Genomic DNA, 23,451 nt, shown 5'->3' on the forward strand with positions numbered 1-23,451 from the left:
AGACTTTGCGGCGCCCTGCCGGAACGTGACGCTGCATGATCAAGCCCGACAAGCCCGCCAACGAAGCGCTGCGCCTGGAGGCGCTGTACCGCTACCGGATACTCGATTCCGAGCGCGAACGCTCGTTCGATGACCTGGTGGCCATCGCCAAGGCGGTGTGTGGCACGACCATGGCGGCCGTGACTCTGATCGACGTCGAGCGCCAGTGGTTCAAGTCGATGCAGGGCATCGACGCGACCGAGAACCTGCGCAGCGAGTCGATGTGCGGCCACGCGATCCTGCAACCGCAGGAAATCATGGTGGTCGAGGATGCATTGCAGGACGTCCGCTTCCACGACAATCCGGTGGTGACCGGCGACCCGCATGTGCGCTTCTATGCCGGTGCGCCGTTGATCAGCAGCGACGGCCTGCCGCTGGGAACCCTGTGCGTGTTCGACGCGCGGCCGCAGCAGCTGGCGACCGACAAGGCCGAAGCGCTGGCCGCGCTGTCGCGGCAGGTGATGGTGGTGATGGAGCTGCGCCGTTTCGCCCTGGATATCCAGCGGCACATGCTTGAGCGCAACGATTACGAACGCCTGCTGTCGGAGTATCACGATGTGCTGCTGGCCCAGAATGCCGATCTGGCCGAACAGAGCCGTACCGACGCCCTGACCGGCCTGCCCAACCGGCGGGCACTGGCAGCGGCGCTGGACGAGGCGGTGATTGCCGTCGATGGCCGCGACCGGCAGACCTGCGTGGCCCTGCTGGACATCGATCATTTCAAGCACATCAATGATTTCCAGGGCCACGCGACCGGCGACCGGGTGCTGGCCGAACTGGGGGCGCTGCTGCGCTCGCACTTCGCCGGTGGGGGTCTGGCCGCGCGCTATGGCGGCGAGGAATTCGTGGCACTGATGCCGGACGCTGACCTGCGTACCGCCGAACTGCAATGCGAGTTCCTGCGGGTAGCCGTGTCCAACCTGCCGCTGGGCTTCCCGGTGACCATCAGCATCGGTGTGGCACAGCACCAGCCCGGTGAAACGTCTGACCAGACCCTGGCCCGTGCCGATGCCGCGCTGTACCGGGCCAAGGGCGCCGGCCGCAACCGGGTGGAAGTGGCGCCCTGACCGCCCGCGCGGCTGCGGTGGATCCACGCCATGCGTGGATGGCCCGGGCCTTTGCGTGCAGTCGCAGCCATTGCGATATCCATACGGCACCCTCAACGTCTCACCGCAAGGACGTCGACCATGCTGCAGACCCTGGCCATCGCCAATTACCGATCGCTGCATGCGCTGGTGCTGCCGATGCAGCGGCTCAACGTGGTCACCGGCGACAACGGCAGTGGCAAATCCAGCCTGTACCGCGCGCTGCGCCTGCTGGCGGAAACCGCCCAGGGCGGTGTTGCAGCGGTACTGGCGCGGGAGGGTGGATTGGGCTCGGCGCTGTGGGCAGGTCCGGAAAAGATCGACCGCCGCGTGCTGTCCGGTGAGATCCCGCTGCAGGGCGGGCCGCGCCAGGAATCGGTGGGGCTCAAGCTGGGCTTCGCCACCGATGAATTCGGCTACGCCATCGACCTCGGATATCCGCCACCGAGCCGATCAGCTTTCGCGCTGGACCCGCAGATCAAGGCTGAAGCGATCTGGGCAGGGCCGTTCCTGCGCAGCGCCAATCTGCTGGTCGACCGCCGCGGTGCGCTGGTGCGGCAGCGGCACGCACGCGGCTGGGACCTGGTGGATGATCGTCTTTCACTGTTCGACAGCCTGTTCACCCAGGTGGGCGATCCGCAGCGCATGCCGGAAGCCATCACCTTGCGCGAGTACATCCGCCGTTGGCGCTTCTACGACCACTTCCGCAGCGATGCCGATGCACCGGCGCGACAACCGGCGATGGCGACCCGTACCCCGGTGCTGCACCACGACGGCCGCGACCTCGCCGCCGCCTGGGTGACGATCCTGGAAATCGGCGATCCGCAGGCGCTGGCACGGACGATCGAGGATGCATTTCCGGGAGCGACGGTCAGCTTCGAGGAACTGGATGGCCGACTCGCGCTGCGCTTCCACCAGCCCGGTCTGCTGCGGCCATTGTCGATGGCCGAATTGTCCGACGGCACGCTGCGGTTCCTGTTGCTGGCCGCGGCCCTGCACACGCCACGGCCGCCGCCGCTGCTGGTGCTCAACGAGCCGGAGACCAGCCTGCATCCGGACCTGCTGCCGGCGCTCGCACGGTTGATCATCGCCGCCAGTGCACGCAGCCAGGTCTGGGTGGTATCGCACGCCACGCGCTTGATTGCCGCGCTGGAACAGGCACCGCAGTGCCATTCAATGCACCTGCACAAGGAACACGGGCGTACGCTGCTGAGCGGGCAGGGCCTGCTGGATGCACCGGCCTGGCATTGGCCGCAGCGCTGAGACGGGTGCCGGGAAGATCCACGCAATGCGCGGACGCGCTCAATCGGCGATGTTGCGCGCTTCGGATGTTCCGAGGATTTCCGGATGCTGCACGCGCTTGCGGCGGTTGAGCAGCGGATGCAGGAACACGGCACCGACGATGATCGCCACGCCCAGGTAGAACCACGGGGTGACTTCATGCTGCTCGCGCAGCAGCACCACGGCCAGCAACACGGCGTAGACCGGTTCCAGGTTGGTGACCAGCTGCACGGTGTAGGCGCTGAGGTGGCGCAGCGCGACCAGGGCCAGGGCGAACGGCAGCAGCGTGCAGACACCGGCCAGCACCAGCAGCAGGATGCCGTCGTGCAGGTCGGGAACGATCCACAACGGGCTGGCCAGCGCTGGCAGCAGGTACGGCATCAGCGGTGCCAGCAGGGTCAGGGTGATGGTGCCGGCGCCCAGCTCCAGCGCGGTGACCGTCAGCGGATCGGCATGGCTGACCATGCGCTTGTTGAGCGAGCCGAACACTGCCACCAGCAGGGCCGAGAGCGCGCCGATCAACACGCCCAGGCGCATGCCGTCGGGCACGCCACCCACCACCAGCGCCACACCGGGCAGCACCGCCAGGCCGAAGGCCAGTTCGCGCAGCTGGAAGGGACGCTTGGCCACCCAGGGCTCGATGATCGAGGTGAACACCGGTGCCAGGGCGATGCAGGTGGCGGCAACCGAGGCATTGGCCAGCTTCACCGCGCCGTAGAAGGTCAGCCAGTGCAGGGCCACCAGCGCGCCGATACCGGCATAGCCGGCGACCAGCCGCAGCGGCAACGTGCGCAACCCGCGCCAGACCCGCGGCAGCAACGCCAGCATCGCCACCACCAGCAGCATCCGCCACCACACCAGCGGCAGCGCCGGCAGGGTGATCAACTTGCCGAGGATGGCGGTGACGCCCCACAGCAGGACACAGAAGTGGATCTGCCAAAGCGCTTTGCGGGTGTCGGGTGTGCTCATCGGCGTATTGTGAGGCAAGCCGCATCGGCGGGCGATGCCTGTGGCATGCTCGCGGCGTTGCCACGAGGGAGCCGTGCATGCCTGCTGCCCGTTTTCTTCTGCTGCGCGGCTGGGCGCTGTTGACCGCGCTGGTCGCGGCAGCATCGCTGCTGCTGCAGTTTGCCCTGCTGATGCGCGGCATCGGCGCCAGCCTGGGACCCGGCGTGGCGAGCCTGCGCTTCTTCAGCTACTTCACCATCCTCAGCAATCTGGCCGTGTGCCTGGGCTGCCTCTGGCTCTGCAGCGGCCGCGCACTGCGACCTACGGTAGCCGCCACCCTGGCACTGTGCATCGGCGTGACCGGCCTGATCTATCTGCTGGTGCTGCAGGGGCTGTGGCAGCCAACTGGCCTGCAATGGTGGGCCGATGCCGGCTTGCACTACGTGGTGCCGCTGCTGTATCTGGCCGGTTGGGCGGGGCTGCTGCCACATGGTGGCCTGCGCTGGCGTGCGTTGGGTGTGGTCCTGCTGGTGCCGCTGGCCTACCTGGGCTGGGCGATGCTCACGGCCTCGTGGCTGGGCAGCGCACCGTATCCGTTCCTGGAAGTACAGCGGATCGGTTCGCGTGCATTCGGCCTCAGCGTGCTGCGCGTCGGCGGGGTGTTCGTGCTGGGCTGGACACTGCTGTGGGCAGTGGACCGCTGGCGCCGTCGATGACCCGCTGCAGTGCCATCGCCGCCGCCGGATTGCGCACCTTGCCGGCGCCGATGCACAGCAGGTAGACCTCGCGCGGCGCGGCCGGGGACGGTGCGGCCAGGCAGGGCAGGTCGTCCACCGCCTCACCCCGGGCCCAGCACCGCGCGCGCGTGGCCCAGCGCTGCTGCATCGGCTGGGGAAGACCTTCGGCCAGTCGGGCCTGGCTGCGTTTGATCCGTGCATAGACGAAGCCCGCGGTGATGTCGCCATGCAGTGGCGATTCGTCGCTGTCTTCGATCACCAGGGCCACGCCATGCCGGCGCGCCGCTTCCACCAGTTCCGGCCCATGGACGCTGGCGTTGCGCACCTCCAACGCATGCTGCAACCCCGTTCCATCCAGCTGCCTGGGCAGCTGTGCCATGAAGGCATCCAGCGCTGCGGCATCCGCCGGGTGTTGCGGGTCGAACTGCCAGAGCAACGGGCCCAGCCGGTCGCCCAGCGCGACGGCCGCCTGCAGGAACGCGCTGGCCGCCTCGATCGTGGACGACAGGTCGCGACGCTGCACCAGATGACGCGGGGCCTTCATCGAGAACCGGAAACCTTCCGGCGTCTGCGCTGCCCACTGCGCGCACTGGGCCGCTGTCGGGGTGCGGTAGAAGGTGCCGTTGATCTCGATGCAGCGCAACGCACGACTGGCATAGGCCAGCTCTTCGCGCTGGATCAGTCCTGGCGGATAGAAGGCGCCCCCACGCCATTGCGGGAACACCCAGCCGCCGATACCGCAGCGGACCGGCGCCACAGACGCTTGCCGTGCCGTCATTGCGTGTGTTCCGCCCGCCACGGATCGTAACTGCCGAACCACCACAGGTAGCCTTCCGGGTCGGCGCAGGCATAGCCACGTCCACCGTAGGCCTGGTCGGCAATGTCGATGACGATGCGCGCACCGGCAGCCTTGGCCCGGGCATAGTGGGCGTCGACATCGGTGACGATCACGCAGGCACTCTGGGTCTGCCGGCCGCCGACTTCATCGGGCATCACCGCCAGCTTGGCCCATTCGCCGCTGTTGCTGGCAGATCCGAGCATGATCATGCCCTGGCCGAATACCAGCTGCGCGTGATGCACCGTATCGCCGTCGGCATGCACGGCCTGCGCGTGGAAACCGAACGCGCGCTGCAGCCAGTCGATGGCCGCCAGCGCATCGCGGTAGCGCAGGCACGGAATGATGGTGGAGCCGCTGCTGCTCTGGCCGTTCGCACCCATGGCACCCCTCCTATGGCACAGGGCAGGCTGCACCCGGGGCCGTTACCATCGCGCGAAACCCCGGTGACGGCCTGCACATGGCCGCTACCCCTGTTCGGAGATGGTGCTGGATGAAAACCTGGATCGGAGGAGCCGTGCTGCTTGCGTGCACGACCATGGCCAATGCGGCGACCCCGCAGCAGCTGCAGGACCTGGATGCGACCGTGGAGCGCGTGCGCGCGCAGTTCGACGTGCCCGGTATCGCCGTGGCCGTGGTCAAGGACGGGCAGGTGGTGCTGGAACGCGGCTGGGGCGTGCGTGAGCTGGGCAAGCCGGCGCCGGTCGAGGCCGATACCCTGTTCGCCATCGCCTCCAACACCAAGGCCTTCACTGCCACCTCGCTGAACCTGCTGGCCGAGGACGGCAAGCTGAAGATGGACGACAAGGTGATCGACCACCTGCCATCGTTCCGCATGTCCGATCCGTTCGTGACCGGGCAGATGACGATCCGAGACCTGCTTTCCCACCGCAGTGGCCTGAGCCTGGGCGCAGGCGACCTGCTGTTCTGGCCGACCACCTCCTACAGCAATGCCGAAGTCGTGCAGCGCCTCGGCCAGGTGCCGCTGAAGGGCGGTTTCCGCGAGCGCTATGCCTACGACAACATCCTGTATGCAGTCGCCCAGCAGGTGATCGAGCACGTCTCGGGCATGAGCTACCAGCAGTTCCTGCAGACACGCATCTTCGACAAGGTCGGCATGGCCGGCACGCGCTACAACGCCGATCACCTCAAGGCCGGCGACAACGCTGCGGTCGGCCACGCCAAGTACGATTTCAAGGACCTGCGCACCGTTGCACCGTTGACCTGGTCGAACAATGCCGGTGCCGGTGGCATCTATTCCAGCGCCCGCGACATGGCGCGCTGGATGCAGGTGCAGCTGGCCGAAGGCAAGCTGGCCGATGGCACTGCGCTGTTCACCGCCAAGAGCCAGCAGCAGATGTGGCAGATGATCACGCCGCAGACGATCCCGGCGCCGAGCGTGCCGGAGCTGGCACCGGCGCGGGCGAACTTCGCCGGCTATGGCGAGGGCTGGAGCCTGAGCGACTATCGCGGGCAGAAGCTGGTCTGGCACACCGGTGGCTGGCCGGGCATGGTTTCGCGGCTGACCCTGGTGCCGGGCGAGAAGCTGGGCGTGGTGGTGCTGACCAACCAGGAAGTGGGTGCGGCCTTCAATGCGATCACGCTGAGCGTGCTCGATGCCTACCTTGGCGGTGAAAAGCACGACTGGGTGGATGCCTATGCCAAGGGCGTGGCCAAGGGCCAGGACAAGGCCGACGAAGCGTGGGCCAAGCACCAGGCCGAGCGTGACAAGGGCAGCAGGCCGTCGTTGCCGCTGGCCGGGTATGCGGCCACCTACCGCGACCGCTGGTACGGCGACATGGTGGTGATGGCGGAAGGCAAGGGCCTGCGCCTGCGCTTTGCAAAGACCGCGCAGCTGAGCGGCCGTCTGGAGCACTGGCAGCACGACACCTTCATCGTGCGCTGGGACGACCGCTCGCTCAATGCCGATGCGTTCGTCAATTTCAGCCTGGACCCGGACGGAAAAGTGCGCGAGGTGCGCATGCAGCCGATCTCGGACCTGACCGATTTCAGCTTTGATTTCCAGGACCTGCTGTTCACGCCGGTGAAATGACGCCGCCGGGCGCGGCGCTACCGTTTGGCCGAGCGGACGGGTAGCGCCGGACCACGTCCGGCGAGCGCGTAGCGCGGTTGCAGGCGATCCGCCGGGCATGGCCCGGCGCTACGCGGAACCGGTGGTGATCGTCGGCCGGCGTACACACGCGGCGTGGGATACTCCGCCGGCTATCGATGGCGAGGGAATGCGATGTTCCGTTGGTTTGAATCCCTGATTCCGGTGTTTCCGCCCATTGACGGGCGCATGCCGCCGCGCACCGTGGTGCCGTTCTACCTGCACTACCTGCGGCCGGTGTGGCCGGTGCTGCTGGCCACCCTGGTCGCCGGCCTGCTGCTGGCGCTGGTGGAAGTGGCGATGTTCGATTTCCTCGGTCGCATCGTCGACATGGTTGCCGAGCAGCCCGGCGCGGACTTCTTCCAGCGCCATGCCGATACGCTCGGCTGGATGCTGTTCATCACCGTCATCGCGCGCCCGATCCTGGTCGGCCTGCACAACCTGCTGGTCAACCAGGCCATCGTGCCGGGGCTGAGCAATCGATCGCGCTGGCTGATGCACAACTACGTGGTGCGGCAGAGCCTGAGCTTCTTCCAGAACGACTTCGCCGGCAGCATGGCCAACCGGGTCATGCAGACCGGTACCTCGCTGCGCGAGTCGGCGGTGCAGATGGTCGATTCGCTGTGGTACATCGTGGTCTATACCGGCACCGCGCTGTACCTGTTCGCGCAGGCCGACTGGCGGTTGATGGTGCCGCTGATCCTGTGGCTGCTGGCCTACGTGGTGATCATGATCTACTTCGTGCCGCGCGCGAAGGAACGGGCCTGGATCGCCTCGGAGGCGCGCTCCAAGGCGATGGGACGCATCGTTGATGGCTACACCAACATTCCCACGCTGAAGCTGTTCGCCCATGGCGGCCGCGAGCAGGCCTATGTCGCCGATTCGATCCAGGAGCTGGCGGTCAAGCACCGCGCGCAGACCCGGATCACCACCGGCATGGACCTGACCATCGCCATCGTCAATGGTTTCCTCATCGCCGGCACCTGTGGCCTGGCACTGTGGCTGTGGAACGGCGGACACATCACCGTCGGCGCGATCACCCTGGCAACCGGCCTGGTGATCCGCATCCACAACATGTCCGGCTGGATCATGTGGACCATCAATGGCATCTTCGAAGACATCGGTACCGTGCAGGATGGCATCACCACCATCGCCCAGCCGCTGACCGTGCAGGACCGCGAGGATGCGGTGCCGCTGCAGGTGACTCGTGGCGGTGTGCACTTCCAGGATGTCCATTTCCACTACGGCAAGAAGGGCGGCGTGATTGCCGGCCTGGACCTGGTGGTGAAGCCGGGCGAGAAGATCGGCCTGGTCGGCCCCTCCGGTGCCGGCAAGTCGACGCTGGTGAACGTACTGCTGCGGCTGTATGACCTGGAAAGTGGTCGCATCCTGATCGATGATCAGGACATCGCCTACGTCACCCAGGAAAGCCTGCGCCAGCAGATCGGCGTGGTCACCCAGGACACCTCGCTGCTGCACCGTTCGATCCGCGACAACCTGCTGTACGGCCGTCCCGATGCGACCGACGCGCAGCTGCGCGCGGCCGTGGCCAAGGCGCGCGCGGAGGCCTTCATCGACACGCTGGTCGACGGGGAAGGGCGTCGTGGCTACGACGCACACGTCGGCGAGCGCGGGGTGAAGCTGTCCGGTGGCCAGCGCCAGCGCATCGCCATTGCCCGTGTGCTGCTGAAGGACGCCCCGATCCTGGTGCTGGACGAGGCGACCTCGGCACTGGACTCGGAAGTGGAAGCGGCCATCCAGGACAACCTGGACGAGCTGATGGGCGGCAAGACGGTGATCGCGATCGCCCATCGCCTGTCGACCATCGCGCGCATGGACCGGCTGGTGGTGATGGACCAGGGCCGGATCGTCGAGACCGGTAGCCATGCCGAGCTGATCGAGGCCGGTGGACTGTACGCGCGGTTGTGGGCACGGCAGACCGGTGGTTTTGTCGCCGCGGAGCAATGACCAACACCGCACGGTGGATGCGCAACAGATGCGTGGATGCATCGGTGGGAAGGCGATGTTCCGCAGGGGCGTATGAAAGGAAACGGGGCTGATTTCTTGCTGCCAACACCACGAAGAGGTGCGCCTTGAACATTACCGGCTTTCTTCTGATGGACCATGAAGGTGAGGAAATCGAAGCGGATGCGCATGGCAGCAACATCGCATTCCTCTGCTTCGACTGCGGGTATCCAGTCCTGGCCAGCACATTGGATGAGCAGCGCGGCAGCGACGAGGAACATCCATCCAGATGCCGCAGCTGTGGTGCCGGCTATTTTCTCGATGTCCGGCTGCACGCAGAAAAGCTCTACATCCACATGCTCTGAGGCGACGAGCATCCACGCATGGCGTGGATCTACTGCAGGATCCGGGTGGATGGGATGCGCCTGCACACATGGAAATGAAAACGGCCCGGGTCTCCCCGGGCCGTTTCCATTCAACTCACACCCGATCCATCACTCGATCGGCTGGTCCAGCATCAGCTGGCGTGCGAAGCGCACCGGCGGTGCGCCGTAGGACAGCATCTGGTCGTGGTAGGCCTTCAGGTTGAACTTGTCACCCTGCTTGTCCTGCATCGCCTTGCGGGTGTCGAAGTGTTCCTGCGCACCGACGAAGTAGGTCGGCAGCTGAGCCGAGGTCAGCTGCGCGCGCACCCACTTGCCCGAGGCTTCGCTTTCCTGCTGGAAGGCGTCGTGGGTCATCAGGTGCATCGCCTTCTCGCGATCCCAGTTGTCCACGTGCACACCCTGGTCGAGGATCGCGTTGGAAATCGTGCGCAGGTAGAACTTCAGCTGCACCAGGTGGAACAGCGGGTCGTTGTTGAGGTACCCCTGCTCCTGCATCATGCGCTCGGTGTAGACCGCCCAGCCTTCGGCGAACAGGCCCGAGCGCAGCACCGCGCGCAGGGTGGAGGGGAACTTGGCCGAATGCCAGCCTTCCAGATAGTGTCCCGGGGTGCCCTCGTGGATGCTCAGCAGGTGGATCATGCGCGAGTTGTATTCGCGCAGGAACGAATCAACCTGCTTGTCGTTCCAGTCGTCCGGAATCGGCGAAACCGCGTAGAAGGTCTTCAGGTTCTTGTCCAGCGGGCCCGGCGAATCGCAATAGGCCACGGCCACGCCACGCTGGAATTCCGGCATCAGGATGATGTCCACCGGCGCGTCGGGCAGGGTCATCAGGTCGTGCTCGCGGACGAACGCAGTGGACTGCTCCAGTGCGGCCTTGGCGTCGTCGACCACCTTGTCGCGCGCCGGCTTGTCAGCGTAGGCCAGCTCCAGCGCGGCCTCGATCGCCTTCTGCTGCTGTTCGTCGGTCGGCTGCGCCGGCATTTCCGGTGCGCCCGGCTTGTCCTTCAGCACGGTCTGCGCGATGCCGTACATGTCCTCGCGCACGCGCTTGAGTTCGGCGCGTGCACGCTCACCGATCTCCTGCCGCGACAGCGAGGAATTCAGCGCGAACTTGAGCTTCTGGTCGTACTTTTCCGCACCGATGCGGAAGTCGCCCTTTGCGTTCGGCACCAGGGTCTTGTCCAGCCAGGTCTGCTGTTCGTCCACTGCCTTCTTCAGGCCGTCGATGGCGGCCTGCAGGCGCTGCTGGTCGGCCTGCGGCAGCTCGCCGATGTGCGGGGTGATGAAGGTATCGACGATGCTGAGGATGCCCTTGTTCTGCTTGGCCACGGTCTCGGCATGGATCTTCGGCACGCGCGCCGGATCCAGGTTTTCGCGGGCCTGGGCGAAGATCGCCGGCAGTTTCTCCATGCGCGCGGTGGCGGCCTTCAGGCGCTCGGGCAACGGCGCGAACTCGCGTGCCATCAGGCCGTAGATCGCGCTGCCGGCAACGCCGTTGTACAGCTGCGGATCCCACTTGCCGGACTGCATGACCTCGGCATTCCAGATTTCCGACTGCAGCTGGTTGCGCAGGATCGCTGCATCCACCTGGTTTTCGCGGCCCAGCTTGGCCACCTCGATCTTGTCCAGCTCGCCCAGCAGGCCCTTGTAGGCGTCCACGGTCTTCTGCTGGCCGGCCGCGCTCAGGTCGTCGATCTCGCTGTCATAGCGGTGGTCGCCGATCTGGGTGGCGCTGACCGGGGACAGCTGCATCCAGGTATCCAGGGCACGCTTGGACAGGTCGGCGAAGGCGGCGTCGACCGCCGCATCTCCGGCCTGCTGGCTGGCGGCCGGGGTGGAACCGTTGGTCGGGGCATCGGCCGGCTGGCAACCGGCGAGGGCGGCGACGAGGGCGAGGGCAAGAAGATGCGGGCGCATCGGCATTCCTGTACGGGGTCAATCCTCGAGCATAGGCCCCCGGGGCTGCTTTGTCCCCGTGCCATAGGATTACCATGGGCGCATACAAGGACTCTCCAGCGGAGCGCGGGACATGGAATACCAGGGAAGCTGCCATTGCGGCAGGATCGCATTCACCGTGCAGGCCGACGCCCCCATCAAGGACGTCATCGACTGCAACTGCTCGATGTGCCGCCGCCGCGGCAGCCTGCTCTGGTTCGCCCCGCGCGAGGCGTTCCAGCTGGGCACCGATATCGCCGACGTGGCGACCTACCAGTTCAATACCCATAACATCGATCACCATCACTGCCGCGAGTGCGGCACCGCGCCGTACAGCGAGGCGGTGGATCCGCGCAGCGGCCTGCCGATGGTGGCGATCAACGTGCGCTGCCTGCCACAGGTGGAGCTGGGTGGATTGTCGATCACCGCGTTCGACGGAGCCTCGCGATGACGGCGCCTCGCGTGTGGACGCGCGTGGTTATCGTGCCGGCATTGCTGCTGGCGTTGGCGGCCTGTGCCAAGAACGGTGAGCGAGCGCAGGAGGCCGGCGCAGTCGCTGCCGATGCCGATGCCGCTGTCGCTTCGCCGGAAGGCGCTTTCCTGGCCTACGAGCACGATGTGCAGGTGCAGCTGGAAGCAGCGCAGATCGCCCCGCGCATCCAGCAGGTCGCGCAGGCGTGCCAGAACGCGAAGTTCGGTGAGTGCGCGGTGCTGCAGGTGGATCAGCGCAGTGGCGAACAGCCCAGTGGCGAAGTCAAGGTACGCATCGCGCCGAAGGGCGTGGAATCGCTGATCGGCCTGGCCGGCGAGGGCGGCAAGCTGCAGGCGCGCAACACGCGTGCCGAGGACCTGGCCCAGCAGGTGGCCGACACCGCGCTGACCAAGGCTCGGCTGGAGAAGGAGCACGCGCGGCTGCTGTCCTACCAGGACCGCGGCGATCTGAAGATCGAGGATCTGATGGCGATCACCACGCGCCTGTCGGAGATCGAGGCGGGGGTGGAGCAGGCCACCAAGGATGCCGCCCAGCAGCGTAGGCGCATCGATACCCAGCTGGTGACGATGCATTTCGACACCACCTCGGGCCAGCGCAGCCGCAGCGAGATCGGCGAAGCACTGAGCGAGTCGGGCAGCATCCTCAGCACCAGCGTGGCATTCCTGATCCGTGCTGCGGCGGCATTGCTGCCGGTGGGTCTGGTGGCGCTGGTGATGGCCTGGATCGTCCGTGCGCTGATCCGTCGCCGACGCCGCAAGCCCTGATCGAACCGCGCCGCGTATTCGCCGGGCATGGCCCGGCGCTACTGGCACAGACGGCGCATGGCCGGCGTTACCGTGGTGCCTCGAGCATCGGGTAGCGCCGGGCCATGCCCGGCGGACGCTCAGCCTTCGTCGGTCTCGTATTCGACGAACACATCCAGTTCCAGTGCCAGTTCCTGCACCGCATCGCGCACTTTCTGCGCGGTGCTCTCGTTGCCTACTTCCACTTCCAGTTCGTGGGTGCCCGGGCCGATGTCGTCGGACAGGCCGGCCGAGCTGGAATCATCGTCATCCATGTGCGGCATCAGGTCGTCGGTCTCTTCGACGTGTTCGATGCCTTCCAGGCCGAGCAGCAGGTCGCTGATCGCGCGGGCATCATCTTCGGTTCCGGTAATTCTCAGTCGCAGCAGGGCCATGGCGGAAGCACGTTGTGGGGTTCGCCTGCAGCCTAGCCAGCGCTGGGCAAAGATCGGGTGAGGGCGCAGTCAGCCGGATGTGCTCGGGCGGCCCAGCAGGCTGTCCGGCAACGCAGGCACCGGCGTGCGCTCATCCGCTGCCTGGCCCAGCAGCCAGTCGATGAACAGCCGTGCGGCGGGGCTGGGCGGTCGCCCTTCGGCATGCACCACGTAATAGGCATAGCGTGCCTTCAGTGCAGGGCCAGGCAGGCGTACCAGCTCATAGCGCTGCAGGTACGGCTGGGCGACGTGGGTGCGCGCCAGCACCGCGCCCATGCCGTACACCGCCGCGCGCATCGCATCGGTACTGTCGGCAAAGGTGTGCATTGCCGGCAACGGCGACGGCGGACGCACGCCGGCATGGCGGAACCAATCGCGCCAGCCTTGTGTTGACAGATCGCTCAGCAGCGGCAGCTCGGCGATGCGTGCCGGGTCCTGCAGTGCTTCGACTCCCGGCAGCGCTGGGGACGCGACGGGAAACAGGTTGTCGTCCATCAGGTGCTGCGCGTGCAGTCCGGGCCATTGGCCCAGTCCGTAGCGGATGCCGACCTCCGGGCCGTTCTCGTCGTAACGGTCCAGGCCACTGCCGGTGTGCAGCTCGATGCGGATGTGTGGATGGGCCTGGGTGAAACGCGGTAGCCGTGGCAGCAGCCAGCAGTACGACAGCGAGCGCAGCGTCGCGATCCGCAGCGGCACGCTGTCCGCGTCCGGCTGCAGATGGTGGGCGACGGCGGCGACATCGGTGAACGCGGCGCTGGCGGCATCGGCCAACTGCCGGCCTTCGGCGGTCAGGCGTACCCCGCGTGCATGGCGCAGGAACAGGCGCGTGGCCAGCACCTCTTCCAGGCGTCGCACATGGTGGCTGACCGCGCTGGCGGTCAGATGCAGTTCCTGCGCGGCCTGGGCGAAGTTCTGATGGCGCGCAGCGACCGCGAAAACGGCCAGGGCGGGAAGCAGGGAAGGGCGTAGCAGCATGTCCAGCCTCAAACCATATTTGTGGCTGGCAGCGATACTACGCGCTTGTGCAGCGGGCGTCTGCGGCTGATCCTGTGTGGCCGGAACAGCGCCACGATGACGAACGGACAGAGCACATGAATGCGATACCCCAAGCGACCGAGCGTGATTGGCGCACACCGCTGGAATTGACCCTGCTCGGCGCGATCTGGGGCTGCTCGTTCCTGTTCATGCGGGTGGCGGTGCCTTCATTCGGGCCGTTCGCCCTGGTCGAGGTACGGCTGGTGCTGGGCGCACTGGTGTTGCTGCCGTTCCTGTGGCGCGCACGCGCGCAGTTCCCACCGCGCCGCTGGTTGTGGTTGGCGCCGATCGGCCTGGTCAATTCGGCGTTGCCGTTCGTGCTGTTCGCTTACGCCGCAGAGCGTGCGCCGGCTGCGATCGGTGCGATCTGCAATGCGATGACGGTGCTGTTTGCCGCACTGATCGCCTTCCTGTTCTTCGGCGAGAAGATCGGTGTACGCCGTGCCGGCGCGCTGCTGGTCGGTTTTGCCGGCGTGGTGGTGCTGGCCACGGCCAAGATCTCGGGGCTGAGCATCGGCACGGCCGTACTGGCCGGTGCCGCCGCCTCGCTGCTGTACGGCTTGGGCGTGAACCTGGTGAAGCGGCACATGACCGGTCTGCCTTCGGCTGCTGCCGCCGCTGCCACGTTGTCGTGCGCCTCATTGTGGTTGTTGCCGATGGCGCTCACTCATCTGCCGCAGGGTCCGATCCCAGGCAAGGCCTGGGGCGCGGCGATCGCGCTGGGCGTGGTCTGCACCGGATTCGCCTTCCTGATGTTCTATCGCCTGATCGGCCGCATCGGCCCGTCGCGTGCGTCAACGGTGACCTACCTTGTTCCGTTGTTCGGTGCTGCGTTCGCCTGGTTGTTCCTGGGCGAGCCGGTGACGCTGCAGATGCTGATTGCGGGTGCGTTGATTCTCGGTAGCGTGGCGGTGAGTCAGAAGGGCTGAGGGCGCCGACGCACCGTCGTCCGACACACTGGTAGTGCCGGGCGCTGCCCGGCAGCCTTTTCCCGCGCCTGCGGGGAGGCGTCACTTTCTTTGCTCGTGCAAAGAAAGTAACCAAAGAAACACGCCGCCAGGTCGCGAGCCGGTGCTGCGCACCGGTGCCCTGCGCTCCTCGGCCCGTCGAGGGACGGCGCGCAGAAGTCAGCCGACTAACAGTCGGCTCTACAGGACATCGGCGCCTCTTCGCCCTCGCCGGACCTGCGGTGCTCGGCTCGCTCAAGGCGGACTGGAAGGTCAAGACCAACAGCAAGAGCATCCACGCATGGCGTGGATCTACTGGGTGCAGCTGCGGCCTTTGATCTGGGTCCGCCTTGAGCGAGCCGAGCATCGCAGGGGACCGACGTGCGAAGCACGGCGGCTCGCGACCGGCGGAACGTTTCTTTTGGTTACTTTTCTTTGCGTACAAAGAAAAGTAACGCCCATGAACGGTGAAGCACCTTCAGCACGCGTCACGCGAGGAAAGCATCACCGCACCGGCACCGGAATATTGCACAGGTCGATATGCCCGGCCGGGCGCTTGTAGAAATCATCCACGCGGTTGCGCCGCGCCTCCACCGTATCGGTGAAGGTCTTTGAATCCGTGCGCAGCACCTGGATCGGCGTGCGCTCGGCCGCGGGCACGTCACTGGCGCGGCGGATCGACACGATCGGTGTGCGCAGCTTCGGGTCGGTGTAGAAACCCATCGGTGCCGGTCCACGCTGGATCGCACTGAGCAGTTCCATGCCCTTCAGCACGCGGCCGACCAGGGTGATGTTGCGGTCCAGCTGGCGCGGCGACTGGCCAGTCACCACGTAGAGTTCTGCACCGATACTGCTGTCTTCCTCGTTGCTGCGGCCCGCACCCAGCATGCCGTAGCAATGCGCCAGCCAAGCCTTGCCGGCCTGCGGGTCCTGGCCGACCGGGAAGCCGTCGACGAAGCCGGTCTGTGCTGCCCATCCATCGCGGTCGGGTAGCATGCTCACCTTCAGGCCGGCGCTGGCACGCTCGAACTCGGCCGGCAGCTTGCGCTGCGCGCTGCCGAACGGCTTGGCCTTGGCGGCATCGTCGGCTTCGGCATCGCCGAACTGCACCACGAAGTTGTCCTGCGAACGGTAGATGCTGGTGCCGTCCCAGAAGTGTTCGTGGGCGAAGGTCTGGATGTTGGCGACATGGCGCGGGGCGAACTGCGGCGCCAGCTCGATGATCACCCGCCCGGCCGGCAGATCCATGTACAGCAGGTTGGCCGGGTCCGGCGTGCGCCAGTCGCTGGCCGCGGAGGCATCGAGGATCTGCTGCGGGCTGCGGTAGGGCGTGGCTGCGCTGGCCATTGCGGGCAGCAGGCAGGCCAGGGCAAGGGCGGTCAGGGCAAGGCGTCGACGGTGCGGCATGGGATCCCCGGAACATGAACGAGGTCTCGATTCTGCGCGAGAGTGCGTGCCTGCGCCACGGTCGCGTGCTGGCCGTGTCCATGTACGTGCGGCACGATGGTCATTCTCCTTAATGGAAGCAGATGATGTTGATACCGCATCCGGAGGCCCCCGAAGCCGCACTGAGCGCCAGAATCGACCAGATCCTGAAGGCGTTCGTCGATGAAGGGGGGAATCGTGTGCATTGGTTGCAGACGTTGTCGCCACGTGGGCTGTTCGATCTTGATGAGCGTCGGCGCAGTTGGTGGGCTGCCAACGATGATGGCCTGCTCGCCTGCCTGAAAGCCTGTGCTGCGGCGCCGGTTACTGTGCAGACGGCGGCACTGTTCCTTGCGGGCTCGGATGGCAATGGCCGCACGCGTGAGGCCGCGTTGCAGATGATGCGCTCGGTGCCCAGCCATTTGACGTTGTCCTGTGCCTTGCTCCGCTGCAATGACTGGGTGGCTGAAGTGCGTGCGGCGGCGCAGGATTGCGTGATGTCCCTGCTCGGGCAGTGCGCGGTGCAGCACGTACTGGCGGCCTGGCCGGTCGCCGTGCGCCTGCGCCATTCCCAGCGCGTTGACCGGGCGTGGCTCGAGGGCACCCTGTTCGCCTGGTTGTCATCGCCCTCCAGCCGCATAGTGCTTGAAGGACTGCTGGGCCATCCCGACGCACGCACCCGGCTGATGGCCTACGCCGTCGCCCTGCACAGTCATCCGGATCGGGCAGCGTTGCGCGTGCGCGCGATTCTGGACAGTGATCCGCACATCTCGCACCTGGCACTTGCCGATCTTCTGCACCACGGTGAGCCTGCGGATGTCGAGGCGAAGTGCGCGCTGGCATTGTCCGCGCCTGCGAGCGGGGTACGTAGTGCCGCGTTGCGTGCGCTGGTCGAGCGCGAGGTGGCCGGCTTGGATGCGCACATCGAAACCGCGGCATTCGACCGTTCGAGAGGCGTGCGCCGGTTGGCGATGTGGCTGCTCCAGCAGCGGCAGGCCACGCCGGCCATCGCGTTGTGGCGAGACGAGCTCAAGCACCGTCGACGCGCGCGATGGCGCGAAGCATTGGAAGCGCTGGCCGATCACGCCGAGGCAGAGGATATGCCTGCATTGCGCGCCTTGTTGCCTCAGGTATCGGCGCGCCATCAGCGCAACTGCCTGCGCGGCTGGGTGCGGGCCGAGGGCGGTGCCCGTCTGGCATTGCTGCGCGAGGCACTGGAAAAGCCGGGGCGGACCGTGAATGCGTTGCTGGCCAGCGCCACCGTGCTATGGGCGGCAGAGCTGGACCCGCCGCGCCTGCTCGCCTTCTGCCACGACGGTCCTTCGCCGGTGGCACAGGCTGGCCTGCTCGGGCAGCTGACCCGGCTGCCCTTGTGGCAACACCTCGACCTGCTGCTGGATGCGGTACCGCAGCGCGAGGATGAACGTGCCTGGCACCTGCGGCTCGTGCATGGCTGGCTTCGGGTGAGCGGGCAGTACTCGCCGCTCGGGGCCGCCCGTCGGCAGGCCCTGCTCAGCCGGCTTGAAGAGGGCAGGCACGCTTTGCCGCAGAACGTTGCGGCCCAAGTGCGGGCGGCCGTCCATCATGCCTGAAGGCCCCCTTCCGCACGGCAGGATGACTAACGACACATTCGCTATACCGAACTTCGCACTACTGTGGACTTCAACGTAGTGGAGGGCCGGTCATGTCCGAGGACGATGTCCACCTGAAGAAGTTCCAGAAGGAGCTCAGCGCCGGCACCGTGTCGCTGGCCCTGCTCGCAGTGCTGGCCCGCGCAGGTGAGCCGCTGTACGGCTACCTGATCGCCAAGGAGCTGGAACGGGTGGGCGAGGGCGTGCTCAGTGGCAAGCAGAGCGCGCTGTACCCGGTGCTGCGCAACCTGGAGGGCGCCGGCCTGCTGGAGAGCCATGTGGAGCCGTCCAGCAGCGGGCCGCCGCGCCGCTACTACCGCATCAACGCGCGTGGCCGGGAGGTGCTGCAGCAATGGCGCCAGGCCTGGCGCGACACCCGTGATTCCGTCGATTCCGTGTTGGAGGGGATACCGCAATGAACGACCTGGACCTGGCAGGCAACCGTCTGCCCAGCACCATCCCGCAGTACCTGGCGCAGCTGCGTGCGGCGCTGGACGGTGCCGATCCGGCGATGGTGCAGGACGCCCTGTACGACGCCGAGGAATACCTGCGCTCTGAACTGGCGGCGCAACCCGGCCGCAGCGAAGCCGAGGTCATCGCCGACGTCGCCGGCAGCTACGGCGCACCGGACGAGGTGGCGGAGATCTACCGCGAAACCGAGCTCACGGTGAACCGCGCGCTGCGCACGCCGCGGGCTGACACGGGCCCGGTGCTGCGTGCAGCGGCCGAGGCCAGCGGTGCTGCACCGGCGGCACAGCCCGCAGCGCCCGTGCAACGCTCGCTGCTGGCGCGCTTCTTCGGCGTAGTGACGGACCCGCACACCTACGGCGCGCTGTTCTACATGCTGTTGTCGCTGGCCACCGGCATCTTCTTCTTCACCTGGGTGGTCACCGGCCTGTCGCTGTCGCTGGGCCTGCTGATCCTGATCATTGGCGTCCCGCTGACGGTGCTGTTCTTCGGCTCGGTGCGTGGACTGGCGTTGCTGGAAGGGCGGCTGGTGGAAGCGCTGCTGGGCGAGCGCATGCCGCGCCGGCCGCAGTACACCGACCGCAGCCGCAGCTGGCTGCAGCGTATCGGCGACATGTTCACCGATGGCCGCACCTGGCTGACCCTGCTGTACTTCGTGCTGATGCTGCCGCTGGGCATCGTCTACTTCACCATCGCGGTGACCCTGCTGTCGCTATCGCTGGGCTTGATCTGGGCGCCGGTGGCGGCGATCTTCAGCGGCGACATTCCCGGCATCTACATCAACGACGTGAACGTGCTGCCGATGGCAGCCTCGCCGCTGGTGGCGATCGTGGTAGCAGCGGTGGGTGTGTTGCTGCTGCTGCTGACGATGCACCTGGCACGCGGCATCGGCAAGCTGCACGGCATGCTGGCCAAGAACCTGCTGGTGCGCCTGTAAGGCAGCGATTTTTTCTCTGGTGGGTGCCGACCTCGGTCGGCACTTCGCCATGGTAGGTGCCAACCTTGGTTGGCACGAACCATCAGGTGTCAGTACGCTTGAAAGAGCGCCAACCAAGGTTGGCATCCACCAGGGACGTGCTACCCCGCCTTGCGGCGCAGCGGGGTGACGTTGCTCTTCTTCTTCGTGGCCTTCGCTGCCGGGGCTTCGGCATGCGCGGCGAAGAAGTCACGCACCTTCGGGTACACCACCTCGCGCCAGCGGCGGCCGCTGAAGATGCCGTAATGGCCTGCACCATCCACGATGAAGTGTTCACGGCGTTCGGCCGGTATACCGCTGCACAGTGCCTGCGCCGCTTCGGTCTGGCCGAGGCCGGCGATATCGTCCAGCTCGCCTTCGATGCTCAGCAGCGCGGTATCGCGGATTGCCGACGGGTCGACCTTTTCGCCGTTGACCACCCACTCGCCACGCGGCAGCAGGAAGTCCTGGAACACCACGGAGATGGTGTCCAAGTAGTACTTGGCCGGCATGTCCAGCACCGCGTTGTACTCGTCGTAGAAGCGACGGTGCGCGTCGGCATCTTCCAGGTCGCCCTTCACCAGGTCGGTGTAGAAATCCCAGTGCGAGCTGAAGTGGCGGCTGGGATTCATCGACAGGAAGCCGGCGTGCTGCAAGAAACCGGGATACACGCGGCGGCCGGCACCGGGATAGCTGGCCGGCACGGTGTGGATGACATTGTTCTCGAACCACGACAGCGGGTTCTGCGTCGCCAGGTTGTTGACCGCGGTCGGGCTGCAGCGCGCATCGATCGGCCCACCCATCATCACCAGCGTGCGCGGCGTCGGTTCGCCGCGGCTGGCCATCAATGAAACCGCGGCCAGCACCGGTACGGTCGGCTGGCAGACACTCACCACGTGCAGGCGCTCCACGCCAAGATGGCGGATGAACTCTTGGATGTAGGCGATGTAGTCGTCCAGCCCGAATTCACCTTCGCTGCCGGGCACCATGCGCGCGTCGACCCAGTCGGTCACGTACACGCGGTGGTCGCGCAGCAGCGTGCGCACGGTATCGCGCAGCAGCGTGGCGTGATGGCCCGACAACGGCGCCACCACCAGCACGAACGGCTGGTTGAGCATGGTGTGCAGCTGGTCGGCTTCATTGCTGTGGCGCTTGAAGCGCAGCAGCTTGCAGAACGGCTTGCTGAGTTCCTCGTGCACCACGATCGGCACGCGCTCGCCCTCGACCTCGATTTCGTTGATGCCCCATTCGGGCTTCTCGTAATCCTTGCCGATGCGATGGAACAGCTCATTGACCGCCGCCAAGCGATCAGCGCCGGGCATCTGCGACCACCAGTGTCCCTGATTGGCGAAGAACTTGGCGTTGGCCTGGGCCTGGTGCACCCAGGGGGCGAGCAGGTTGCGGGTCAGTTCGTGCAGTTGATAGAGCATGCCGACCGAATATGTATGGTCTTATGTTGCCGCGCAGCATAGCGCATCCGACTGTCCCGGACGTTAAGCAGACTCACTGATCGTATTCAGCGGGCCGCCTGCTCCAGTGCGGCCGCTTCACCGGCCAGTGCTGGCCCCAGCCAGAGGTGGGACCCGACTGCCTGCAGGCCTTGGCGCGTCAGCTCGCGCCGGTACCAGCGAGCCGGACGCGACTGGAAGCCGTCATGGTCGCCCTCGAATTCATCTTCGGCGGCGAAGGTCTCCAGGAACGCCACGCCTGCGGTCAGCTCGGCGACACCGGCCAGGCCTGCGCGCAGTTCGCGGTTGGGCACGTAATGCATCACGTCCGAACAGACCAGCAGGTCGACCGGGGCGCAGGGCCGCAGCCAGGCGAAATCGCCGAAGCTGGCCAGGTGCAGGTTGCGGGTGCGGCCGTAGCGGCGCACAGCGTACTCGCTGCTGTCGAAACCGAGGTATTCGACCTTCGGACGCAGTTTCAGCAGCGGTGCGCGCCACGCACCTTCGCCGCAGCCGATATCCAGCACGCTGCGGATCGGTCGTTCCAGGTAGTACTCGGCCGTCGCCACGGCGAGGGCGACCTTGCGCGCCAGGCGCGCGCTGCCGCCGATGTCGGCGTGCCGGTACCAGCGCTGGAAGTAGGCGGCGTCGTAGGTCTTGTCCATGGCGGTCCGGTGCAGTCGTGAAATCGGCGCCTATCGTACGGCGTTGCAGCACGTCATGCGTCGATGTGTCGCGGCGGTTGCACGTGAGGTGGCCTCGTCAGCGCATGCGAGAATGGCGGACATCCACGCCAGCCGCCGGAGCGAGCGCATGCAGAGCTATTACTGGGTCAAGACCTTCCACATCGTGTTCGTGGTGGCATGGATGGCCACGGTGTTCTACCTGCCGCGCATCCTGGTGAACCTGTCCGAGACCGCGGGGCAGCCGGCGGTGGTCGAGCGCCTGCAGCTGATGGGCATGCGCCTGTATCGCTTCGGCCATTCGATGTTCGGCCTGGCGTTCGTGCTCGGCCTGGTGCTGTGGCTGGGCTACAAGGTGATTCCGGATTTCCCGACCATGGTCGCCCCGGGTGGCGCGGGATGGCTGCACGCCAAGCTGGGCCTGGTGGTGGTGCTGCTGGCGTACTTCATCTGGATCGGGCGGCTGCTGAAAGGCGTGGCCAAGGGCAGGGCGCTGCCGTCGTCGCGCGCGCTGCGCTGGATCAACGAGATCCCGCTGCTGGCCTTCATCCCGATCGTCTGGCTGGTGCTGGCCAAGCCGTTCTGAGGGGGCATCATTTGCCTCTGGTAGATCCACGCCATGCGTGGATGCCGCGCGAGGCACAAACAAAAAGAGCCGGGCATCTGCCCGGCTCTTTCGTTTCTGTAATCCCCTGCATGTTGCCGGCCAGCGGCCGGCACTACCAAGCTTGTCTAGCGGCTGGCAGCACGGGGCTTACGCCGCTTCGTAAGTACCGTAGCTGCGCAGGCGCTTGTAGCGCTGGTCCAGCAGCTCTTCGGTGGACAGCGCATCCAGCGCGTCCAGCTCGTTCAGCAGCACGGCCTTCAGCCGCTTGGCCATCTGCGTCGGGTTGCGGTGGGCGCCGCCGGTCGGCTCGCGCACGACCTTGTCGACCAGGCCCAGGCCCTTCAGGCGCGGCGCGGTCAGGCCCAGCTGCTCGGCAGCATCCTTGGCCTTGCCGGCATCCTTCCACAGGATCGAAGCACAGCCTTCCGGGGTGATGGTCGAGTACACCGCGTATTCCAGCATCACGGTACGGTCGCCCACGCCCAGCGCCAGTGCGCCGCCCGAGCCGCCTTCACCGATCACGGTGCAGATGATCGGCACCTTCAGTTCGGCCATTTCGATCAGGTTGCGCGCGATCGCTTCGGACTGGCCGCGCGACTCGGCATCGATGCCCGGCCAGGCGCCGGCGGTGTCGATCAGGGTCAGCACCGGCAGGCCGAAACGCTCGGCCATCTTCATCAGGCGCAGCGCCTTGCGGTAGCCCTCGGGCTTGGGCATGCCGAAGTTGCGCTTGATCTTTTCCTTGGTGTCGCGGCCCTTCTGGTGGCCGATGACCATCACCGAGCGGCCATTGATGCGGGCCAGGCCGCCCATGATCGCCTTGTCGTCGGCGAAGGCACGGTCGCCGGCCAGTTCCTGGAACTCATCGCAGATGATGCGGATGTAGTCGGCGGTGTACGGGCGCGACGGATGGCGGGCCAGCTGCAGCACCTGCCACGAGGTCAGGTTGCGGAAGATCTGTGCGGTGCGCACGCGCAGCTTGTCCTGCAGCGCATGCACTTCGGCCTCGACATTGACCGCCGGCCCGGCACTGGCGTTGCGCAGTTCCTGGATCTTGGCTTCCAGGTCGGCGATGGGTTGCTCGAAGTCGAGGTAGTTCGGATTCATCGGAAGCCGTCGTGTAAAGAAGAGGGGAATTCTAGCCGAATGCGCAGGAACGGCCCGTACGCCTTCGTCTGGAAGCCGACGGTAGCGCAGTGGGGGCCGGCGGCGCCAGTCGGTC

General features: G+C 66.4%; 24 protein-coding genes. 13 read left to right on the forward strand and 11 right to left on the reverse strand.

Annotated features, from left to right (window positions below; all coding sequences use genetic code 11):
* The first annotated feature begins 35 nt into the window (after positions 1–35).
* Both LC407_RS02810 and LC407_RS02815 read left to right on the forward strand, forming a co-directional pair.
* Positions 36–1,106, forward strand: coding sequence for a sensor domain-containing diguanylate cyclase (locus LC407_RS02810; RefSeq protein ID WP_025877715.1), 1,071 nt, complete (start codon positions 36–38; stop codon positions 1,104–1,106).
* A gap of 120 nt (positions 1,107–1,226) precedes the next feature.
* Positions 1,227–2,387 (forward strand): AAA family ATPase, encoded by a 1,161-nt coding sequence (locus LC407_RS02815; RefSeq protein ID WP_223482164.1) that lies wholly within the window; start codon positions 1,227–1,229, stop codon positions 2,385–2,387.
* 39 nt (positions 2,388–2,426) lie between these two features.
* On the opposite strand, the gene LC407_RS02820 is transcribed toward LC407_RS02815, so the two are convergent.
* A complete protein-coding gene (locus LC407_RS02820) occupies positions 2,427–3,374 on the reverse strand; it encodes a DMT family transporter (RefSeq protein WP_059063568.1) in 948 nt (315 codons plus the stop codon).
* Positions 3,375–3,451: 77 nt separating this feature from the next.
* On the opposite strand from LC407_RS02820, the gene LC407_RS02825 reads away from it, so the two are divergent.
* A complete protein-coding gene (locus tag LC407_RS02825) occupies positions 3,452–4,069 on the forward strand; it encodes a Pr6Pr family membrane protein (RefSeq protein WP_223482165.1) in 618 nt (205 codons plus the stop codon).
* Here the strand turns inward: LC407_RS02825 and LC407_RS02830 are convergent.
* Entirely contained in the window at positions 3,990–4,868 is an 879-nt protein-coding gene (locus tag LC407_RS02830; protein ID WP_223482166.1) for a DUF72 domain-containing protein, read from the reverse strand. The genes LC407_RS02825 and LC407_RS02830 overlap by 80 nt on opposite strands.
* Positions 4,865–5,308: a VOC family protein gene (locus LC407_RS02835; protein ID WP_223482167.1), complete on the reverse strand. Its 444-nt coding sequence runs from the start codon at positions 5,306–5,308 to the stop codon at positions 4,865–4,867. The genes LC407_RS02830 and LC407_RS02835 overlap by 4 nt, the downstream gene beginning before the upstream one ends.
* 110 nt (positions 5,309–5,418) lie before the next feature.
* Here LC407_RS02835 and LC407_RS02840 point away from each other — a divergent pair, with 110 nt between their 5' ends.
* The 3 genes from LC407_RS02840 (at position 5,419) to LC407_RS02850 (ending at position 9,365) form a co-directional block, all read left to right on the forward strand.
* Positions 5,419–6,978, forward strand: coding sequence for a serine hydrolase (locus tag LC407_RS02840; protein WP_223482168.1), 1,560 nt, complete (start codon positions 5,419–5,421; stop codon positions 6,976–6,978).
* Between the two features lie 192 nt (positions 6,979–7,170).
* Positions 7,171–9,003: a multidrug efflux ABC transporter SmrA gene (gene smrA / locus LC407_RS02845; protein WP_025877703.1), complete on the forward strand. Its 1,833-nt coding sequence runs from the start codon at positions 7,171–7,173 to the stop codon at positions 9,001–9,003.
* Between the two features lie 125 nt (positions 9,004–9,128).
* Positions 9,129–9,365, forward strand: a complete 237-nt coding sequence (locus tag LC407_RS02850; protein WP_223482169.1) for a hypothetical protein — start codon at positions 9,129–9,131, stop codon at positions 9,363–9,365.
* Between the two features lie 129 nt (positions 9,366–9,494).
* Here the strand turns inward: LC407_RS02850 and LC407_RS02855 are convergent, their stop codons facing one another.
* Entirely contained in the window at positions 9,495–11,303 is a 1,809-nt protein-coding gene (locus LC407_RS02855) for a DUF885 domain-containing protein (protein WP_223482170.1), read from the reverse strand.
* Between the two features lie 112 nt (positions 11,304–11,415).
* Here LC407_RS02855 and LC407_RS02860 point away from each other — a divergent pair, with 112 nt between their 5' ends.
* Both LC407_RS02860 and LC407_RS02865 read left to right on the forward strand, forming a co-directional pair.
* Positions 11,416–11,772, forward strand: a complete 357-nt coding sequence (locus LC407_RS02860) for a GFA family protein (RefSeq protein WP_025877700.1) — start codon at positions 11,416–11,418, stop codon at positions 11,770–11,772.
* The gene (locus tag LC407_RS02865; protein ID WP_223482171.1) at positions 11,769–12,578 is read left to right on the forward strand and encodes a DUF4349 domain-containing protein; all 810 of its coding nucleotides are present in this window, start codon (positions 11,769–11,771) and stop codon (positions 12,576–12,578) included. Before LC407_RS02860 ends, LC407_RS02865 begins: the two co-directional genes overlap by 4 nt.
* Positions 12,579–12,697: 119 nt before the next feature.
* On the opposite strand, the gene LC407_RS02870 is transcribed toward LC407_RS02865, so the two are convergent.
* On the reverse strand, positions 12,698–12,991 hold the full coding sequence (locus LC407_RS02870; RefSeq protein WP_025877698.1) for a hypothetical protein: 294 nt from the start codon (positions 12,989–12,991) through the stop codon (positions 12,698–12,700).
* 69 nt (positions 12,992–13,060) lie between these two features.
* Positions 13,061–14,005, reverse strand: coding sequence for a LysR substrate-binding domain-containing protein (locus tag LC407_RS02875; protein ID WP_223482172.1), 945 nt, complete (start codon positions 14,003–14,005; stop codon positions 13,061–13,063).
* A gap of 116 nt (positions 14,006–14,121) precedes the next feature.
* On the opposite strand from LC407_RS02875, the gene LC407_RS02880 reads away from it, so the two are divergent.
* Complete coding sequence (locus LC407_RS02880) at positions 14,122–14,994, forward strand: DMT family transporter (protein ID WP_025877696.1); 873 nt, start codon at positions 14,122–14,124, stop codon at positions 14,992–14,994.
* Between the two features lie 522 nt (positions 14,995–15,516).
* Here LC407_RS02880 and LC407_RS02885 read toward each other — a convergent pair.
* Together LC407_RS02885 and LC407_RS02890 are read right to left on the reverse strand one after the other, a co-directional pair.
* Entirely contained in the window at positions 15,517–16,419 is a 903-nt protein-coding gene (locus LC407_RS02885; RefSeq protein WP_223482173.1) for a peptidylprolyl isomerase, read from the reverse strand.
* Complete coding sequence (locus LC407_RS02890; protein WP_223482174.1) at positions 16,392–17,006, reverse strand: hypothetical protein; 615 nt, start codon at positions 17,004–17,006, stop codon at positions 16,392–16,394. The genes LC407_RS02885 and LC407_RS02890 overlap by 28 nt, the downstream gene beginning before the upstream one ends.
* Between LC407_RS02890 and LC407_RS02895 the strand changes: the two genes are divergently transcribed.
* From LC407_RS02895 to LC407_RS02905, 3 genes are all read left to right on the forward strand, one after another.
* A complete protein-coding gene (locus LC407_RS02895; protein WP_154879749.1) occupies positions 16,992–18,029 on the forward strand; it encodes a hypothetical protein in 1,038 nt (345 codons plus the stop codon). The genes LC407_RS02890 and LC407_RS02895 overlap by 15 nt on opposite strands.
* Before the next feature lie 92 nt (positions 18,030–18,121).
* Complete coding sequence (locus LC407_RS02900) at positions 18,122–18,487, forward strand: PadR family transcriptional regulator (protein WP_033830706.1); 366 nt, start codon at positions 18,122–18,124, stop codon at positions 18,485–18,487.
* On the forward strand, positions 18,484–19,473 hold the full coding sequence (locus tag LC407_RS02905) for a sensor domain-containing protein (RefSeq protein WP_025877692.1): 990 nt from the start codon (positions 18,484–18,486) through the stop codon (positions 19,471–19,473). Before LC407_RS02900 ends, LC407_RS02905 begins: the two co-directional genes overlap by 4 nt.
* A 140-nt stretch (positions 19,474–19,613) precedes the next feature.
* Here the strand turns inward: LC407_RS02905 and phaZ are convergent, their stop codons facing one another.
* A complete protein-coding gene (gene phaZ / locus LC407_RS02910) occupies positions 19,614–20,921 on the reverse strand; it encodes a polyhydroxyalkanoate depolymerase (protein ID WP_025877691.1) in 1,308 nt (435 codons plus the stop codon).
* A gap of 86 nt (positions 20,922–21,007) precedes the next feature.
* Positions 21,008–21,604 carry a class I SAM-dependent methyltransferase gene (locus LC407_RS02915; protein WP_223482175.1) on the reverse strand — a complete coding sequence of 199 codons (597 nt, stop codon included), beginning with the start codon at positions 21,602–21,604 and terminating at the stop codon, positions 21,008–21,010.
* A gap of 148 nt (positions 21,605–21,752) precedes the next feature.
* Between LC407_RS02915 and LC407_RS02920 the strand changes: the two genes are divergently transcribed.
* Complete coding sequence (locus LC407_RS02920) at positions 21,753–22,208, forward strand: CopD family protein (protein ID WP_025877688.1); 456 nt, start codon at positions 21,753–21,755, stop codon at positions 22,206–22,208.
* A 168-nt stretch (positions 22,209–22,376) separates the two neighbouring features.
* Here the strand turns inward: LC407_RS02920 and LC407_RS02925 are convergent, their stop codons facing one another.
* A complete protein-coding gene (locus LC407_RS02925; protein ID WP_025877686.1) occupies positions 22,377–23,336 on the reverse strand; it encodes an acetyl-CoA carboxylase carboxyltransferase subunit alpha in 960 nt (319 codons plus the stop codon).
* Between the last annotated feature and the right edge of the window lie 115 nt (positions 23,337–23,451).

Source organism: Stenotrophomonas sp. OVS01A, assembly GCF_019969775.1.
In the GTDB taxonomy this organism is placed as follows: Bacteria; Pseudomonadota; Gammaproteobacteria; order Xanthomonadales; family Xanthomonadaceae; genus Stenotrophomonas; species Stenotrophomonas indicatrix.

Coding starts and splice junctions, on each gene's coding strand:
- LC407_RS02865 (WP_223482171.1), top strand. CDS start 11,769: ATGACGGCGCCTCGCGTGTGGACGCGCGTGGTTATCGTGCCGGCATTG.
- LC407_RS02855 (WP_223482170.1), bottom strand. CDS start 11,303: ATGCGCCCGCATCTTCTTGCCCTCGCCCTCGTCGCCGCCCTCGCCGGT.
- LC407_RS02880 (WP_025877696.1), top strand. CDS start 14,122: ATGAATGCGATACCCCAAGCGACCGAGCGTGATTGGCGCACACCGCTG.
- LC407_RS02840 (WP_223482168.1), top strand. CDS start 5,419: ATGAAAACCTGGATCGGAGGAGCCGTGCTGCTTGCGTGCACGACCATG.
- LC407_RS02870 (WP_025877698.1), bottom strand. CDS start 12,991: ATGGCCCTGCTGCGACTGAGAATTACCGGAACCGAAGATGATGCCCGC.
- LC407_RS02885 (WP_223482173.1), bottom strand. CDS start 16,419: ATGCCGCACCGTCGACGCCTTGCCCTGACCGCCCTTGCCCTGGCCTGC.
- LC407_RS02860 (WP_025877700.1), top strand. CDS start 11,416: ATGGAATACCAGGGAAGCTGCCATTGCGGCAGGATCGCATTCACCGTG.
- LC407_RS02825 (WP_223482165.1), top strand. CDS start 3,452: ATGCCTGCTGCCCGTTTTCTTCTGCTGCGCGGCTGGGCGCTGTTGACC.
- LC407_RS02815 (WP_223482164.1), top strand. CDS start 1,227: ATGCTGCAGACCCTGGCCATCGCCAATTACCGATCGCTGCATGCGCTG.
- LC407_RS02810 (WP_025877715.1), top strand. CDS start 36: ATGATCAAGCCCGACAAGCCCGCCAACGAAGCGCTGCGCCTGGAGGCG.
- LC407_RS02820 (WP_059063568.1), bottom strand. CDS start 3,374: ATGAGCACACCCGACACCCGCAAAGCGCTTTGGCAGATCCACTTCTGT.
- LC407_RS02925 (WP_025877686.1), bottom strand. CDS start 23,336: ATGAATCCGAACTACCTCGACTTCGAGCAACCCATCGCCGACCTGGAA.
- LC407_RS02915 (WP_223482175.1), bottom strand. CDS start 21,604: ATGGACAAGACCTACGACGCCGCCTACTTCCAGCGCTGGTACCGGCAC.
- smrA (WP_025877703.1), top strand. CDS start 7,171: ATGTTCCGTTGGTTTGAATCCCTGATTCCGGTGTTTCCGCCCATTGAC.
- LC407_RS02830 (WP_223482166.1), bottom strand. CDS start 4,868: ATGACGGCACGGCAAGCGTCTGTGGCGCCGGTCCGCTGCGGTATCGGC.
- LC407_RS02890 (WP_223482174.1), bottom strand. CDS start 17,006: ATGGCGCAGGCGCACGGCGACCGGCCAGGCCGCCAGTACGTGCTGCAC.
- LC407_RS02900 (WP_033830706.1), top strand. CDS start 18,122: ATGTCCGAGGACGATGTCCACCTGAAGAAGTTCCAGAAGGAGCTCAGC.
- LC407_RS02920 (WP_025877688.1), top strand. CDS start 21,753: ATGCAGAGCTATTACTGGGTCAAGACCTTCCACATCGTGTTCGTGGTG.
- phaZ (WP_025877691.1), bottom strand. CDS start 20,921: ATGCTCTATCAACTGCACGAACTGACCCGCAACCTGCTCGCCCCCTGG.
- LC407_RS02875 (WP_223482172.1), bottom strand. CDS start 14,005: ATGCTGCTACGCCCTTCCCTGCTTCCCGCCCTGGCCGTTTTCGCGGTC.
- LC407_RS02835 (WP_223482167.1), bottom strand. CDS start 5,308: ATGGGTGCGAACGGCCAGAGCAGCAGCGGCTCCACCATCATTCCGTGC.
- LC407_RS02905 (WP_025877692.1), top strand. CDS start 18,484: ATGAACGACCTGGACCTGGCAGGCAACCGTCTGCCCAGCACCATCCCG.